Source organism: Streptomyces sp. NPDC002825, assembly GCF_040295385.1.
Lineage (GTDB): Bacteria > Actinomycetota > Actinomycetes > Streptomycetales > Streptomycetaceae > Streptomyces.
In genome coordinates this window covers 186,587-200,379 of sequence record NZ_JBEOVH010000010.1, presented here as the reverse complement: position 1 = coordinate 200,379, position 13,793 = coordinate 186,587, and the positions used below count along the sequence as shown (strand labels likewise).

General features: G+C 73.8%; 15 protein-coding genes. 6 read left to right on the top strand and 9 right to left on the bottom strand.

Annotated elements, in window-relative coordinates; translation table 11 throughout:
• Positions 1–34: 34 nt before the first annotated feature.
• Positions 35–382, top strand: a complete 348-nt coding sequence (locus ABT041_RS16185; RefSeq protein ID WP_351184446.1) for a DUF1330 domain-containing protein — start codon at positions 35–37, stop codon at positions 380–382.
• Here ABT041_RS16185 and ABT041_RS16180 read toward each other — a convergent pair.
• A complete protein-coding gene (locus ABT041_RS16180) occupies positions 375–884 on the bottom strand; it encodes a hypothetical protein (RefSeq protein WP_351184444.1) in 510 nt (169 codons plus the stop codon). The two genes, ABT041_RS16185 and ABT041_RS16180, sit on opposite strands and share 8 nt — an antisense overlap.
• A 96-nt stretch (positions 885–980) precedes the next feature.
• On the opposite strand from ABT041_RS16180, the gene ABT041_RS16175 reads away from it, so the two are divergent.
• Entirely contained in the window at positions 981–2,315 is a 1,335-nt protein-coding gene (locus tag ABT041_RS16175) for a BTAD domain-containing putative transcriptional regulator (RefSeq protein ID WP_351184442.1), read from the top strand.
• Between the two features lie 18 nt (positions 2,316–2,333).
• Here the strand turns inward: ABT041_RS16175 and msrA are convergent, their stop codons facing one another.
• From msrA to ABT041_RS16155, 4 genes are all read right to left on the bottom strand, one after another.
• Positions 2,334–2,996 (bottom strand): peptide-methionine (S)-S-oxide reductase MsrA, encoded by a 663-nt coding sequence (gene msrA / locus ABT041_RS16170; protein WP_351184440.1) that lies wholly within the window; start codon positions 2,994–2,996, stop codon positions 2,334–2,336.
• A gap of 32 nt (positions 2,997–3,028) precedes the next feature.
• Positions 3,029–4,156: a hypothetical protein gene (locus ABT041_RS16165; RefSeq protein WP_351184438.1), complete on the bottom strand. Its 1,128-nt coding sequence runs from the start codon at positions 4,154–4,156 to the stop codon at positions 3,029–3,031.
• A 44-nt stretch (positions 4,157–4,200) separates the two neighbouring features.
• Entirely contained in the window at positions 4,201–5,874 is a 1,674-nt protein-coding gene (locus ABT041_RS16160) for a M48 family metallopeptidase (RefSeq protein WP_351184436.1), read from the bottom strand.
• A gap of 87 nt (positions 5,875–5,961) precedes the next feature.
• The gene (locus tag ABT041_RS16155; RefSeq protein ID WP_351184434.1) at positions 5,962–7,071 is read right to left on the bottom strand and encodes a hypothetical protein; all 1,110 of its coding nucleotides are present in this window, start codon (positions 7,069–7,071) and stop codon (positions 5,962–5,964) included.
• A gap of 72 nt (positions 7,072–7,143) precedes the next feature.
• Between ABT041_RS16155 and ABT041_RS16150 the strand changes: the two genes are divergently transcribed.
• Positions 7,144–8,298 carry a cystathionine gamma-synthase gene (locus tag ABT041_RS16150; protein WP_351184432.1) on the top strand — a complete coding sequence of 385 codons (1,155 nt, stop codon included), beginning with the start codon at positions 7,144–7,146 and terminating at the stop codon, positions 8,296–8,298.
• A 78-nt stretch (positions 8,299–8,376) separates the two neighbouring features.
• Here ABT041_RS16150 and ABT041_RS16145 read toward each other — a convergent pair whose 3' ends face one another.
• The 3 genes from ABT041_RS16145 to ABT041_RS16135 all read right to left on the bottom strand — a co-directional run bounded on the left by ABT041_RS16145 (position 8,377) and on the right by ABT041_RS16135 (position 9,685).
• Positions 8,377–8,628 (bottom strand): hypothetical protein, encoded by a 252-nt coding sequence (locus tag ABT041_RS16145; RefSeq protein ID WP_351184430.1) that lies wholly within the window; start codon positions 8,626–8,628, stop codon positions 8,377–8,379.
• A complete protein-coding gene (locus ABT041_RS16140) occupies positions 8,625–9,092 on the bottom strand; it encodes a sigma factor-like helix-turn-helix DNA-binding protein (RefSeq protein ID WP_351184428.1) in 468 nt (155 codons plus the stop codon). The genes ABT041_RS16145 and ABT041_RS16140 overlap by 4 nt, the downstream gene beginning before the upstream one ends.
• A 71-nt stretch (positions 9,093–9,163) precedes the next feature.
• Positions 9,164–9,685, bottom strand: a complete 522-nt coding sequence (locus tag ABT041_RS16135) for a MarR family winged helix-turn-helix transcriptional regulator (protein ID WP_351184427.1) — start codon at positions 9,683–9,685, stop codon at positions 9,164–9,166.
• Between the two features lie 149 nt (positions 9,686–9,834).
• Here ABT041_RS16135 and ilvA point away from each other — a divergent pair, with 149 nt between their 5' ends.
• Complete coding sequence (ilvA, locus tag ABT041_RS16130) at positions 9,835–11,064, top strand: threonine ammonia-lyase (RefSeq protein WP_351184425.1); 1,230 nt, start codon at positions 9,835–9,837, stop codon at positions 11,062–11,064.
• Positions 11,065–11,135: 71 nt separating this feature from the next.
• Here the strand turns inward: ilvA and ABT041_RS16125 are convergent, their stop codons facing one another.
• Positions 11,136–11,717 carry a helix-turn-helix domain-containing protein gene (locus tag ABT041_RS16125; protein ID WP_351184423.1) on the bottom strand — a complete coding sequence of 194 codons (582 nt, stop codon included), beginning with the start codon at positions 11,715–11,717 and terminating at the stop codon, positions 11,136–11,138.
• Between the two features lie 197 nt (positions 11,718–11,914).
• Between ABT041_RS16125 and ABT041_RS16120 the strand changes: the two genes are divergently transcribed.
• Together ABT041_RS16120 and ABT041_RS16115 are read left to right on the top strand one after the other, a co-directional pair.
• Positions 11,915–12,940, top strand: coding sequence for an ATP-binding cassette domain-containing protein (locus ABT041_RS16120; protein ID WP_351184421.1), 1,026 nt, complete (start codon positions 11,915–11,917; stop codon positions 12,938–12,940).
• A gap of 8 nt (positions 12,941–12,948) precedes the next feature.
• Complete coding sequence (locus ABT041_RS16115; protein WP_351184486.1) at positions 12,949–13,791, top strand: ABC transporter permease; 843 nt, start codon at positions 12,949–12,951, stop codon at positions 13,789–13,791.
• The last annotated feature ends 2 nt before the right edge of the window (positions 13,792–13,793 follow it).

The following is a 13,793-nucleotide window of genomic DNA, read 5'->3' as shown; positions in this document are numbered from 1 at the left end:
GACCCGGTACGGCATGCCCCGGCACGCTTGCGTCATGACCGCATACGCCATCGGAAACCTGCACCCGAAGCCCGTCCTCGACGAGGAGGTCTTCGTCTACATGGAGCGCATCCAGGCCACCCTCGACCCCTTCGGCGGTCGATTCCTCGTCCACGGCGCCCCCGCCCGCGAGGTCCGCGAGGGCACCTGGCCGGGCGCCCTCGTGATCATCGGCTTCCCGTCGTACGAGGACGCCCGCGACTGGTACGACTCCGAGCCCTACCAGGCCCTGATCCCCCTCCGCACCCGGCACATGGCCGGCGACGTCCTCCTGGTCGAAGGGGTCCCGCAGGGGTACGAGGCGGCCGCCACCGCGGCCCGGCTGCGCGCGGCCGTCAACTGACCCTGTCGCAGAGGGAGTCCGTCGAACCGTGGATCAGGTTCAGCGTCTTGTAGCCGGTGGCGGAGACCTCCAGTGTGTAGGCGCCGTCCACCGTGTAGAGGCCGCGCGGCACGTTCCCGCCGCCCTCGCCGAAGCCCGCGAGGATCGGCCCGACCACGTACCAGGACTGGGAGCGGTCCGGACGGACCTCGACGACCGCCCGGCCGCTCGCGTCGGCGTCGTACGAGGCGCCCGTCTCCGAGTTCACGACCCGGACCACCAGCTCGCCCTTGTACTCGAACAGCTTCGTCCCGTCCTCGTACGTGGCGAGCGTGCGGCGCACGACCTCGTCGACCACGGGCGAACCCTGGACGGCGAAGTCGCAGCGCACACCCGCCGGATAGGACCAGGAGGGGGAGGGCGCCGGCTCCCAGCCGTCGTTCGGGGTGTCGGCGCCGGCGGGAGCGGCGACCGTCAGCAGGGCGCCGACCGCCGCCAGGGGCGCGAAGATCCGTCGCTTCAAGAGAACTCTCCTCGATGAGGGGGAACGTGAACGGGCGTCAGCCTCCCCCCACCCCCTGACCACATCCTGACCACGGCGCCTAAGGTGACGGGCACTATGGACTTCACCCTTCTCGGCCCCTTCGAGGCCCGTCACGAAGGGCGCCGCGTGCGGCTCGGCAGCCGCCGCCAGGAGCGGTGCCTGCTCGCGCTCCTCCTCCTGGAGGCGGGCCGTCCCGTCCCCACCGACCGGCTCGCCGACCTCCTGTGGAACGGCACACCGCCCGAGAGCGCCCGCGCCACCCTCCACACCTACGTCGGCCGGCTGCGGGCCGCGCTCAAGCCGTACGACGTCACCGTGGAGACCCGGCACGACGGCTACGCCGTCGACGTCACCGAACACACCGTGGACGTACGGGAGTTCCTCGACCTCGCCGGCCGGGCCGCCCTCGCCGCCGACCCCGGCGAACAGGTCCGCTGCCACGACAGGGCCCTCGCCCTCTGGCGCGGCCCGCTCCTCGCCGACACCCTCGACGACACCCAGCGGGACCGGCTCGGCGGCCGCCTCGCCGAACTCCGCCTCACCGCACTCGAACAGCGCGCCGAGGCCCAGCTCACCATGGGCCTCCACGAACGGGTCCTCGCCGACCTCACCCCGCTCGCCGGCGAACACCCCGGCAGGGAACGGCTGGTGGCCGCCCACATGACCGCCCTCTACCGGGCCGGCCGGCAGACCGAGGCCCTGGAACTCCACCGCGCCACCCGCGGCCACCTGGTCACCGAACTCGGCATAGAACCGGGCCCGGCCCTCACCACGCTCCACGAACGCATCCTCAACGCAGACCCCCGCCTCGACCGCCCCCCGGCCCCGCTCTACGCCGTCCGGGTCCGCGAGGAGTGGCTGCCCTGGTCCACCGGCGGCCACCCGGCCCTGGAGTTCTGCAACACCTACGCCGGCTGGCACCGCGCCCCCGCCGTCCCCGGCTCCGACTGGCTCCGCACCTACCGCACCCTGGCCGTCTGGGCCGGCCACCAGGCCCTGACCGACGACCTCTCGGTGGACCGCCTCCTGACCAGGGCGGCCGCCCACCCGGCCGAGGCCGCCGAAGCCCTCGCGGAGGCCAAGACCTTCCGCACCGCCCTCTACGCCTGCCTGACCGACCCCGCCGACCTCCGCGCCTTCCGCACGGTCGCCGGATTCGCCGAGGCCGCCGCCCGCGCGGCCGCCCTGGACCTGGACGAGGACGGCCTCGCCCACTGGAGCCTCCCGCCCGCCACCGGCCTGCGCCTCCCGCTCCTCGCCACCGCCCGCGCGGCCGCCGACCTCCTCGCCGACCCCCGCCGCCTCACCCTCCGCGCCTGCCCGAGCGACGACTGCGGCTGGCTCTTCCTGGACACGACGGGCCGCCGCCGCTGGTGCTCGACGGCGACCTGCGGCGGCGGCCGGCCCTGACGCCGGGGCCCGGGGGCCCTACTCGGCCTTGGCGACCCCGATCGGGCAGGAGACGCCCGTGCCGCCGATGCCGCAGTAGCCCGCCGGGTTCTTGTCCAGGTACTGCTGGTGATAGGCCTCCGCCGGGAAGAACGGGCGGGTCTCGTCGGCCGGCAGGACCGTCGTGGTGATCTCGCCGTAGCCCGAGCCCTTCAGGACCCTCTGGTAGGCCTCGCGGGAGGCCTCGGCCGTGGCGGCCTGCTCGGGCGAGTGGGTGTAGACCGCCGAGCGGTACTGGGTGCCCACGTCGTTGCCCTGGCGGAAGCCCTGGGTCGGGTCGTGGGACTCCCAGAACAGCTTCAGGAGCGACTCGTACGAGACCTTCGACGGGTCGAAGACGACACGGACGACCTCGGTGTGCCCGGTCAGGCCCGAGCACACCTCCTCGTACGCCGGGTTCGGCGTGAAGCCGCCCTGGTAGCCGACGAGGGTCGTCCAGACGCCCTCGGTCTGCCAGAACTTGCGCTCGGCGCCCCAGAAACAGCCCAGCGCGAAGTCCGCGACCTCAAGGCCGTCGGGGTACGGGCCGAGGAGCGGGTTGCCGAGGACCGTGTGGCGCTCCGGGACGGAGAACTCCGGCTCGGCCCGGCCGGGCAGGGCCTGCTCGGGGGTGGGGAGGACGGGGGTGCGGGACAGGAACATGCTGCATCTCTCCTCGACGTTCGGCAGTCCTGTCAACGCCGCGGGGACGGGCCCGATTCCCCGTCCGGTACGTGCCCCGCGCAGTCGTCGCGGGCCCGGCAGAACTCCTCCGCCGGGTCCGTCTTGTACCGCCACGGCAGCGCGCCCACGTAGCCGTCCACCAGCCGGAACTGCTCCATCGCCGCCGCGTGCCGGTCCTGGAGCCACAGGTAGTACGCCAGCAGGTGCCGGGCCTCCGGGAGACGCGGGTGCGCCGGGTCGGCGGCGGCCACGTCCGCGAGGAGCGCGTCCACCGCCGCGTACATCTCCGGGGTCCGGTCGGCGTCCGTCGTGTCCGAGGTGTCGTGCTCGAAGTGCGCGATCAGCGGGAGCGCCGCCATCAGGCTGCCCGGCGGCGCCCCGGCCGCCGCCCGCACGGCGAAGGCCCGCGCGAGCTCCGCCGAGCCGCACCACTTGGCGCACCAGTACTGCAGCGCCGCGAAGTGCGCCTCGTAGTGGTGCGGCGCCCTGTCGACGACCTCACGCCAGAGCTTCCGCAGCTCCTCGTGCGGCAGGCCGAGGCCGAGCGCCGTCCAGATCTCGGCCACGTACGGGGAGGGGTCGTCGGCCCGGGCGAGTGCCACCGCGCGCACGTGCTCCTCCCGGGAGCGGGCCAGGACCCGGCGGAAGGCCTCGGTCTGCTCGGCGGTGGTGTCCTCGTCCCGCGCCCCGCCGCGGACGTTCCACGCCAGGAACACCGTCCCGCGCGCCCGCACCAGGGCCGCCCCCGGGTCGGCCGGGCGCGCCTCCTCCCAGGCCCGCAGCCACCCGTCCTCCTCGGCGGCCAGATCGGCGAGCCGCTCGGCGAGCGCCGAGCGGCCCTCCCAGTCGGGCGTCTCCAGCGTCGCGGCGAGCAGTTCGGCCGCCGGCTCCCAGTCGCCGGCCCGGGCGGACGCGAGCGCCACCGAGAGGGCCGGCGACAGCGGTGCGGCCAGCTCGGTGTGCTGCCGCTCGGCGGGCAGAAGACCGAGCGCGGCGACCCGGGCGGCGGTCTCCTCGGTGGCCGGATCCGTGCGCACGTCCCTGGCCAGGCCGCGCACGATCGCGACGAGGAAGACGAGGGCGACGGCGGCCACGCAGAGGGCGAGCGGGGTCAGGACGACCCAGAGCAGTACGGTCACCGGGTGACTTCCTCGGTACGGGGGGCGGGCGGGGTTACGGGCGGTCAGCCGGCGGCAAGCAGCTTGCGCAGCCGCTCGGTGTCCGGGCGGTCCGCGATGGCCGCGTCCAGGGCCGCCGGGAGTTCCTCGGCGTAGCCGTCGGGCAGCAGCAGGGACGCGGGGGCCGACCAGGAGAGCTGCCAGCGGGCCCGGCCGTCCACGGCGAGCGTGGTCGTCAGGAGACGGGCGAGCTCGCGCCGCAGCGAGGAGCGGGCGAACTCGCGTGCCGCCCTGCCGGTCGCGGCGGCGGCCTCCTCGGACTTGGGCAGCCGCTCGACGAGCCCCCAGACCGTCCCGTCGTCGACGGCGTCGAGAAACGCCTCGACGTCCCGCCGGAGCCGGTCGGCCGGGCCGAGCGCGCCGAGTCCTTCCGCCTCGTACGCGCCGGATCCGTCGGCCGGGCCGCGCGCAACGCCCGCCCCCGTCGGGTCCCCCATCGCCTCCCGCAGCGCCTCCGTGTCCCGTACGTACCTCGCCGTCATCGACTCGTGGACCAGGTCCGGCCAGTCGAGGCGGTGCATCTCCAGCGCCTCCGGGGTCAGGGTGGCGTCCTCGACCGCGCGCAGGGACTCCTCGGGCGAGGCGAACAGGGTGAAGGCCGGACGGTCCCGCTCCGCTCCGCGGCCGTCGTCGGGCAGGGACTCGATCGTGGCGACGCGTTCGGCGATCGGCGGGTGCGAGTCGTACGGCGTGGCGGGCTCGGTGGGCAGTTCGGAGCGCATCCCCGCCAGTTCCTCCGCCCGGGCAGCGAGCAGATGACGCACCCCGCCGAAGACCTCGCCGCGCGGCGGCAGCATCCCGAACTCGACGCCGAGGGTGGCGTACGAGTTGAGGTAGAACTCGTGCGCCGAGTCGAGCGCCGGGAGCGCCCGCAGCGCCGAGGCCGTCGCGTCCCGGCCCGCGATGCGCGCGGCGGCCAGGTCGGCGGCGATCTCCTGGCGGCGGGAGCCGCTCCGGGTCGCCCGCATGGAGAAGCGGCCGTACGCCGTGTAGATCCGGGCCATCACGCGGTACGTGAAGCCGACGCCGGTGGTGTCGACCTCCTTGGCCGTCTTGCCCCTGGCGACCCGCCGGGCCGATTTCCGCTCCTGCCGGGCCCGTTCCTTGGCGACCTTGTCGCCGGACTTCTCCTCGAACCGGTCGACGGTACGGGCGACATGGAGGCGGCTGCGCTCGGTGATGCCGGAGAGCCGGGTGTCGCAGTGGGTGTAGTGGCCGAGCTCATGGGCGAGGACGGCGCGCAGCCCGGCCTCGGAGAGACCGGCCACCAGCGGGAGTCCGAGGTACAGGCGCCGGGTGCCGCCGAGGAGACCGAGGAGGCGGGCGTCCTCGGTGACGGCGGCGTTCATGTCGGCGGTGAGCCGGATCTCGTCGGGCGCCCGGGTCCCGACGAGCCCGGCGAGCTCCCGTACGGCCGCCCAGAGCCGGGGCTCGTCGGCCTCGGTGACGGGGACGCCGGCGACGCCCTCGTCGCGGGGGGTGCGGAGCATGAGCATGCCGCGGACGACGGGGACGGCGAGCACGAAGCTGAGGGCGTACATCTTGAGCGCCCACACGGCCGGCGCCCACCGCCAGGCCACCCAGTCCAGCGCGCCGAGCAGGACGAGCAGGACGAGGCCGAGCAGATGGAAGCCGGCGAGCAGGACGAGAGCGCGCAGCGCGCGCAGAGTGGCGCCCATCGGGCAGATTCCCCCCCCGGGAAAGACGTGACGATCATCGTACGAGCAGAGGGGGGAGCCCGGTTCGACGGCCCACGGGACGGACGGTCAGCGCGGCAGTGTCGCCGGGCTGCCGCCGTTCGCCTCGTAGCCCGCGACCGCCAGGTTCCGGAAGACCGTGAACTCCGCCGCCGGGTCGCCGCTCAGCGTCCACGGGACCGCGCCCACGTGCCCGTCGACCCGGACCAGCTGGTGCATGGCCTCCGCCCAGCGCTCCGAGCGCACCAGGAACCAGACGAGGAGGTGGCGGACGTGCGCCAGCATCGGGTCGTCGGGGCGGGCCGAGTGGACCGCGTACAGCGCGCCGTCCATCGCCTTGGACACCACCGCCGTACGCCAGAAGTCCTGCACGATCACGATGTCCGGCACGTGCTCGAAGACCGCGAACAGCGGCAGCGCGGCGAGCAGCGAGCCCCGCGGGGCGCGCGCCGCTGCCGTCGTCGCGAAGTGGTCGGCCTCCTCGCGCGAACCGTGCCACTTCTCGCACCAGTAGTGCAGGGCCGCCAGATGCGCCCCCATGTGCTCCGGCGCGCGGTCGATGACCTTCGCCCACACCTGGTCGAACTGCTCGTGGCCGTAGCCGAGTCCACGCGCCACGGCCAGCTGCGTGATGTACGGGACCGGGTCGCCCGGAGCGAGGAGCGCCGCCTCCTCGGTGACCTTCAGGGCCTCCTCCAGGATGATCCGGAAGTCGTCCGTCCCGGCCGAGGACGAACGCCACGCCTGCTGCACCAGGAACTCGCCGTGCACCGCAGCACCGCCCGCGTCCTTCGGCGCCTCCGCCCGCCAGGTCCGCAGCCACGCCCCGCCGACGCCGGGCCGCTCCTGGAGCTCGAGGGAGGCCGCGCCCGCGAAGGCCTGGACGCGCTGCCAGCGCACCTCGCCCTCCGTGCCGGTGGCGGCGAGCAGCCGCGAGGCCGGCCGCCAGTCCTGGGTGGCCTGCACGACGTCGAGGACGTGGAGGAGCTCGTCGTCGGCACCGGGCAGCCGTACGTCCTGGTCCTCCTGCCGCACGAAGCCGTACGCCTCCGGGTCCGCAGCGTCCGGCGCCCCCGGCGCGACCTGCCGGATCCCCCCGCCGCCCCGCCGGCGCAGCACGAAGGGACCGAGGACGCCGAAGAGCAGGCCGAGCGCGATCAGGAACCAGAGAATGTCCATGTGTCCATTGTCCAGGACACCCGGTGAGACGAACGAAGCGGCGGGGGGCGTGCGGGACTACGCTCCTGACCCATGAGCGACCAGCACTCCCATCAGAGCTTCGAGACCCGCGCGATCCACGCGGGCAACACCGCCGACCCGCTGACCGGCGCGGTCGTCCCGCCCATCTACCAGGTGTCCACCTACAAGCAGGACGGCGTGGGCGGGCTGCGCGGCGGTTACGAGTACAGCCGCAGCGCCAACCCGACCCGTACCGCCCTGGAGGAGAACCTCGCGGCCCTGGAGGGCGGCCGCCGCGGGCTCGCCTTCGCCTCGGGCCTCGCCGCCGAGGACTGCCTGCTGCGCACGCTCCTCGTGCCCGGCGACCACGTGGTCATCCCGAACGACGCCTACGGCGGCACGTTCCGGCTCTTCGCCAAGGTCGTGCAGCGCTGGGGCGTCGACTTCTCCGTGGCGAACACCTCGGACATCGAGTCGGTGCGCGGCGCGGTCAACGACCGTACGAAGCTGATCTGGGTCGAGACCCCCTCGAACCCGCTCCTCGGCATCACCGACATCGAGGCCGTCGCCGGCGTCGCCCGCCAGGCCGGCGTGAAGCTCGTCGTCGACAACACCTTCGCCTCGCCGTACCTCCAGCAGCCGCTGGCGCTCGGCGCGGACGTCGTCGTGCACTCGCTCACCAAGTACATGGGCGGCCACTCCGACGTCGTCGGCGGCGCCCTGGTGACCGCGGACGAGGCGCTCGGCGAGGAACTCGCCTACCACCAGAACGCGATGGGCGCCGTCGCCGGCCCCTTCGACTCGTGGATCGTGCTGCGCGGCATCAAGACGCTCGCCGTGCGCATGGACCGGCACAGCGAGAACGCCGAGAAGATCGCCGAGATGCTCACCCAGCACCCGAAGGTCACCCAGGTCCTCTACCCGGGTCTTCCGGAGCACCCGGGGCACGAGATCGCGGCCAAGCAGATGCGTTCCTTCGGCGGCATGATCTCCTTCCGCGTGCAGGGCGGCGAGGAGGCGGCGGTCGAGGTCTGCAACCGCGCGAAGCTCTTCACCCTCGGTGAGTCGCTGGGCGGCGTCGAGTCCCTCATCGAGCACCCGGGCCGGATGACGCACGCGTCCGTCGCGGGCTCGGCCCTGGAGGTCCCGGCCGACCTGGTCCGCATCTCGGTGGGCATCGAGAACGTCGAGGACCTGCTCGCCGACCTGCGCCAGGCGCTGGGCTAGCAGTCTCCGCCGGTGACGACGGCCGTGACTCCGGCCGTCGTCACCGGGCTTCGAGCGGCCGGGTCGTCTCCGTCGTCGTCACCAGGCTTCCAGCGGCGGTGTCGTCTCCGCCGGTGGGACCTCCCACGGGTGGGCCGTCGACGCCCACACCACGAAGGCGAGCACGGCGAGCGCGCCCAGGGTCCACAGCACCCGCCGCACCCGCCGGGCCCGCTCCCGCTGCCGGGCCCCGCGCTCGGCCGCCCGCAGCGCCAGATCGCGGGGGACCGGCGGGTGCGGGGTCTCGAGCAGCCGCCGGACGGCCGCCTCCTTGTCCTCGTACCGGCTCATGCGGCGGCCCCCCTGGCGCCCCGCTCGGCGGCCCTCAGCGTGGCGACCGCGCGGGCGCACACGGCGCGGACGCGGGCCTCGGACAGCCCGAGCAGCGCCGCGATCTGTTCCTCCGCGACCCCCTCGTACAGCCGCAGGACGACGACGAGCCGCTCCTGCGGGGAGAGCACGGCGAGCACCCCGCCCCGGCCGCCGTGGTGCCGCCAGGCGGTGCGGGCGAAGCGGGCGGCGAGCTCGCGGCGCGCGAGGTCGTAGGGGTCCTCGTCGCGCAGACGGTCCCACACCGCGTACGTGTGTGCGAGGGTCGCGGTCAGCAGGGCCTGGGCGTACGGGTTGCGGTTGCGGGTCTCGGCGGTCAGCAGCGTCGCGGCGTGCAGCAGCCGGCCCGCGGCACCGGCCACGAACGCCTCGAACTCCCGGGTGCGGTGGGCGGGTTCGCCGCCCTTTCCGCGCTGCTCTCGCACCTCTTCATCTGAGGACAGCGCGGGTGCCGGGTCAAGGGGTCTGCGCGCAGTCCGTCCCGGTCACGCGTGCGTCAGCCGGTTGTCCCGGACGGGGTCTCGGCGGGCGCGTGGCCCGTGTGCGCCGACTGCCGTGCGGACAGGGCGGTGTTGAAGCGGGTGAGCAGGGTGCAGAAGGACTCCCGCTCCTCCGGCGTCCAGCCCTCCGTGACCTCGACCATCAGCTGCCGGCGCGAGGAGCGGACCTCCTCCAGACGCGCGAGACCGCGCGGCGACAGCTGGAGGACGACGGCCCGGCCGTCCTCGGGGTGCGAGGTCCGCTTCACCAGACCGGTGTCGACGAGCGGGGCGACCTGACGGGTCACGGTCGACGAGTCGATCCCCATGCCCGCCGCGAGCGCCTTCACCCCCATCGGCCCTTCCTGGTCGAGGCGGTTGAGGAGGAGGTAGGCCGCGCGGTCCATGGAGTTGCGCAGCTGACCGGTGCCGCCGAGGCGGGTCTGCTCGGCACGGCGGGCGAAGACGGCCACCTGGTGCTGGAGGGCATCGAGGAGACCGGGGTCGAGCGCAGTCGTCATGTCCTGAGATGTGGGCATGGCTGTGGGTCTCTCTCGTGCGGGGGTGGTCGGTCGGTGGGGGACAGAGTACGCGGCCCCGCCGGGGTCCGTACCGGCGCTGCGCAAACCTGTCCGACGGCCTGACCGCCGGGCGGCCACGGGGGGCGTGAGCTGCGAGACTTGCTGTCATGAGCTTCCGTACGCCAGACCCCTTGCACCGGCTGATGCTCGACGACGTGCGGGGGGCGCAGAAGATGCTGGCCGGCGTGGCCAGGATGACGGCGATGGAGGGCAGCCGCCATCTGTCCTCGCTGGTGGGAGCCCCGGTCCACCTCAAGTGCGAGAACCTCCAGCGGACCGGTTCCTTCAAACTCCGCGGCGCGTACGTACGGATCGCCGGGCTGCGGCCCGAGCAGCGGGCGGCCGGGGTGGTCGCGGCCTCCGCCGGCAACCACGCGCAGGGCGTCGCGCTCGCCTCGAAGCTGCTCGGCGTGCACGCCACCGTCTTCATGCCGGTCGGCGCCCCGCTGCCGAAGGTCGCGGCGACCCGCGACTACGGCGCCGACGTCCGGATGCACGGCCATGTGGTCGACGAGACGCTCGCGGCGGCGGAGGAGTACGCCCACGAGACCGGCGCGGTCTTCATCCACCCCTTCGACCACCCCGACATCATCGCCGGACAGGGCACCGTCGGCCTGGAGATCCTGGAGCAGTGCCCGGAGGTGCGGACGGTCCTCGTCGGCATCGGCGGCGGCGGCCTCGCGGCCGGCATCGGGCTGGCCGTGAAGTCGCTGCGCCCGGACGTGAAGGTGATCGGCGTCCAGGCGGAGGGCGCCGCCGCCTACCCGCCGTCACTGGCCGCCGGGCACCCGGTGGTGATCGAGTCGCCGGTGACGATGGCCGACGGGATCAGGGTCGGGCGCCCGGGCGACGTGCCGTTCGCCCTGATCCAGGAGTACGTCGACGAGGTCCGTACGGTCTCCGAGGACGCCCTCTCCTCCGCGCTGCTGCTCTGCCTGGAGCGGGCGAAGCTCGTCGTCGAACCGGCGGGCGCGAGCCCGGTGGCCGCCCTCCTCACCGACCCGACGTCCTTCCGGGGCCCGGTCGTGGCGGTCCTGTCCGGCGGAAACGTCGACCCGCTGCTGCTCCAGCGGATCCTCCGGCACGGCATGGCCGCCGGAGGCCGCTACCTGAGCCTGCGGCTGCGCGTCACGGACCGGCCGGGGGCGCTCGCGACGCTGCTCGCGGTCCTGACGGTGGTCGACGCGAACGTCCTGGACGTGAGCCACGTACGGACCGATCCGCGCCTCGGCCTGACGGAGGCGGAGGTCGAGCTGCACCTGGAGACGAAGGGTCCCGAGCACTGCCGGGAGGTGGAGGAGGCCCTGCGGGACGCCGGGTACACGGTGCTGGGCTGACGTCCCCGCGTACGTCTCCTCCTCGCCGTCCCCTACGGAGCCGGGCCCCCTACGGAGCCGGGCCGCCCGGCTCACCGTCCCCTACGGAGCCGGGCCGCCCGGCCGAGGACGCCCACCAGGCCGCCGCCGACCAGGGCCCCCGCCGCGAGCAGACCCAGCGGCCGCCCGAGGTCCGGCCGGCGTGGCACCCGCCGGGGGGCCGGGATCACCGGGACGAGCACCGGCTCCCCGCCCCGTGCGCGCGCGTGGGCGGCGGTCGCCGCACGCGCGGCCGTCTCGTGCGCGAGGGACCGCTCCAGGCGGAGCAGCAGGGGGCGCGGGTCCGTCCCGGCGGCCGCGGCGAACTCCTCGACGGCGACGCGGGTCGGCAACTGCTTCTGGTTCATGAACCGTTCCCACGAGGAGCGGCTGTAGTGGGTGCGCTGCGCGAGCTGCCCGTAGCTCAGCTCGGTGGCGCACTTGATGCGGCGCATCTCGGCTGCGAGCTCGGCCCAGGGCGTCGTCGGCTCACCGCCGGCGCAGGCCGCGCACCCCCGGTGGCCGGTCTCGTCCGCCCCGCCGGTTCTTCCCGTCCCGCCCGTCGTCCCCGCCCGGCCCGTGCCCGCCCCGTCGGTCCCGCCGGTCCTGCCCCTGCCGTGTGCGCCGACCGCCATCTCAAGCTCCCCGTCGTCGTCGTACTCGTGCCAGGACCCCAGCTTCGCCCCCGGGACCAACGGCCCGCCAACAGCACGCCAACAGGTGTCCCGGGGCCCGCCCGGGACGCCGGGACGGTCCGGCTCCACTGGGCGGGAGCCGCTCCGCAATCCTAGGATCGGGAGGAAACGCCCTAAATCTCCCTGGGGGAATCCACATGCCAGGCGCGATCTACGCCGAGGGTCTGGTGAAGACCTTCGGCGACGTACGAGCTCTGGACGGAGTCGACCTCGATGTGCCGGAGGGCACGGTCCTGGGCCTGCTCGGCCCGAACGGCGCGGGGAAGACGACCGCGGTGCGGGTCCTGACGACCCTGATCACCCCCGACAGCGGGCGGGCCGTCGTCGCCGGGATCGACGTCCTCCGACATCCCGACGAGGTCCGCCGCTCGATCGGCCTCTCCGGCCAGTTCGCGGCGGTCGACGAGTACCTCACCGGCCGCGAGAACCTGCAGATGGTCGGCCAGCTCTACCAGATGAGGGCGAAGGACGCGAAGGTGCGGGCCGGGGAGCTGCTCGACCGCTTCCACCTCGCCGACGCCGCCGACCGGCCCGCCAAGACGTACTCCGGCGGCATGCGCCGCCGCCTCGACCTCGCGGCCGCCCTCGTCGTCTCCCCGCCGGTCATGTTCATGGACGAGCCGACCACCGGCCTCGACCCGCGCAACCGCCAGGAGCTGTGGGACGTCATCAAGGAGCTCGTGGCCGCCGGTACGACCCTGCTCCTCACCACCCAGTACCTGGAGGAGGCCGACCACCTCGCCCACGACATCTGCGTCGTCGACCACGGCAGGGTCATCGCCCGCGGCACCTCCGACCAGCTCAAGGCCCAGACGGGCGGCGAGCGCGTCGAGGTCGTCGTGCACGGCCCGGAGATGATCGCCGACGCCCGGGACGTCCTCGGCCGCTACGGCCTCGCGGGCGTCGGCCACGGCGAGGTCTCCGTCGAGGAGCACACCCGCAAGCTCACCGTCCCCGTCACCGGCGGCGCCAAGCTGCTCGCCGAGGTCATCCGCGACCTGGACGCCGTCGACGTCGAGATCGACGACATCGGCCTGCGCCGCCCGACCCTCGACGACGTCTTCCTCTCCCTCACCGGCCACGTGGCCGACCGGGGCGAGGAGGAGGCGGGGGGCGAGCGGACGGCCGGGGGCAGGAAAGGCCGGAAGGAGGCCGTGAAGTGACCACCGCCCTGGGGTCGGCGGACCGGCCGACCACCCTGCGTCCGCGCGGGGGGATCGTCCAGTCCGTGAACGACTCGCTCGTGATCGCGCGCCGCAACCTGATCAGAATGTCCCGGATCCCCGAGATGATCGTCTTCGGGCTGATCCAGCCGATCATGTTCGTGGTGCTGTTCAGCTATGTCTTCGGCGGCTCGATGGAGATCGGCAACTCCACTTCGCCGACCGTCTACCGCGAGTTCCTGATGGCCGGCATCTTCGCCCAGACCGTCACCTTCGCCACCGCCGGAGCGGGTGCGGGCATCGCCGACGACATGCACAAGGGGCTGATCGACCGCTTCCGCTCGCTGCCGATGGCCCGCGGCGCGGTCCTCACCGGCCGCACCCTCGCCGACCTCGTGCAGACGACCCTCACCCTCGTCGTCCTGGCGATCGTCGCCCTGCTCGTCGGCTGGCGCATCCACGAGGGCGTCCCCAAGGCGCTCGGCGCCTTCGCCCTCCTGCTCCTCCTGGGCTACGCCTTCTCGTGGATCGGCGCGCTGATCGGCCTCTCGGTCCGCACCCCGGAGGCGGCGACCTCGGGCGGGCTGATCTGGCTCTTCCCGGTCACGTTCATCTCGATCGCCTTCGTGGACTCCAGCAACCTGCCGTCCTGGCTGCAGCCCATCGCCGAGTGGAACCCGTTCAGTGCGACCGTCCAGGCCTGCCGTGTCCTCTTCGGCAACCCCGGCGTCTCCACCTCCGACGCCTGGCCCATGCAGCACCCCGTGTGGGCGTCGCTGCTCTGGTCGATCCTGATCATCGCGGTCTTCCGGACGCTGTCGGTACGGAAGTACCGCTCGGCGACGGCATGAGC

Bases quoted from the DNA above. Each gene is read 5' to 3' on its own strand.
- ABT041_RS16175 (WP_351184442.1), top strand. From the start codon at position 981: ATGGACTTCACCCTTCTCGGCCCCTTCGAGGCCCGTCACGAAGGGCGC.
- msrA (WP_351184440.1), bottom strand. From the start codon at position 2,996: ATGTTCCTGTCCCGCACCCCCGTCCTCCCCACCCCCGAGCAGGCCCTG.
- ABT041_RS16150 (WP_351184432.1), top strand. From the start codon at position 7,144: ATGAGCGACCAGCACTCCCATCAGAGCTTCGAGACCCGCGCGATCCAC.
- ilvA (WP_351184425.1), top strand. From the start codon at position 9,835: ATGAGCTTCCGTACGCCAGACCCCTTGCACCGGCTGATGCTCGACGAC.
- ABT041_RS16155 (WP_351184434.1), bottom strand. From the start codon at position 7,071: ATGGACATTCTCTGGTTCCTGATCGCGCTCGGCCTGCTCTTCGGCGTC.
- ABT041_RS16135 (WP_351184427.1), bottom strand. From the start codon at position 9,685: ATGCCCACATCTCAGGACATGACGACTGCGCTCGACCCCGGTCTCCTC.
- ABT041_RS16145 (WP_351184430.1), bottom strand. From the start codon at position 8,628: ATGAGCCGGTACGAGGACAAGGAGGCGGCCGTCCGGCGGCTGCTCGAG.
- ABT041_RS16185 (WP_351184446.1), top strand. From the start codon at position 35: ATGACCGCATACGCCATCGGAAACCTGCACCCGAAGCCCGTCCTCGAC.
- ABT041_RS16160 (WP_351184436.1), bottom strand. From the start codon at position 5,874: ATGGGCGCCACTCTGCGCGCGCTGCGCGCTCTCGTCCTGCTCGCCGGC.
- ABT041_RS16125 (WP_351184423.1), bottom strand. From the start codon at position 11,717: ATGGCGGTCGGCGCACACGGCAGGGGCAGGACCGGCGGGACCGACGGG.
- ABT041_RS16120 (WP_351184421.1), top strand. From the start codon at position 11,915: ATGCCAGGCGCGATCTACGCCGAGGGTCTGGTGAAGACCTTCGGCGAC.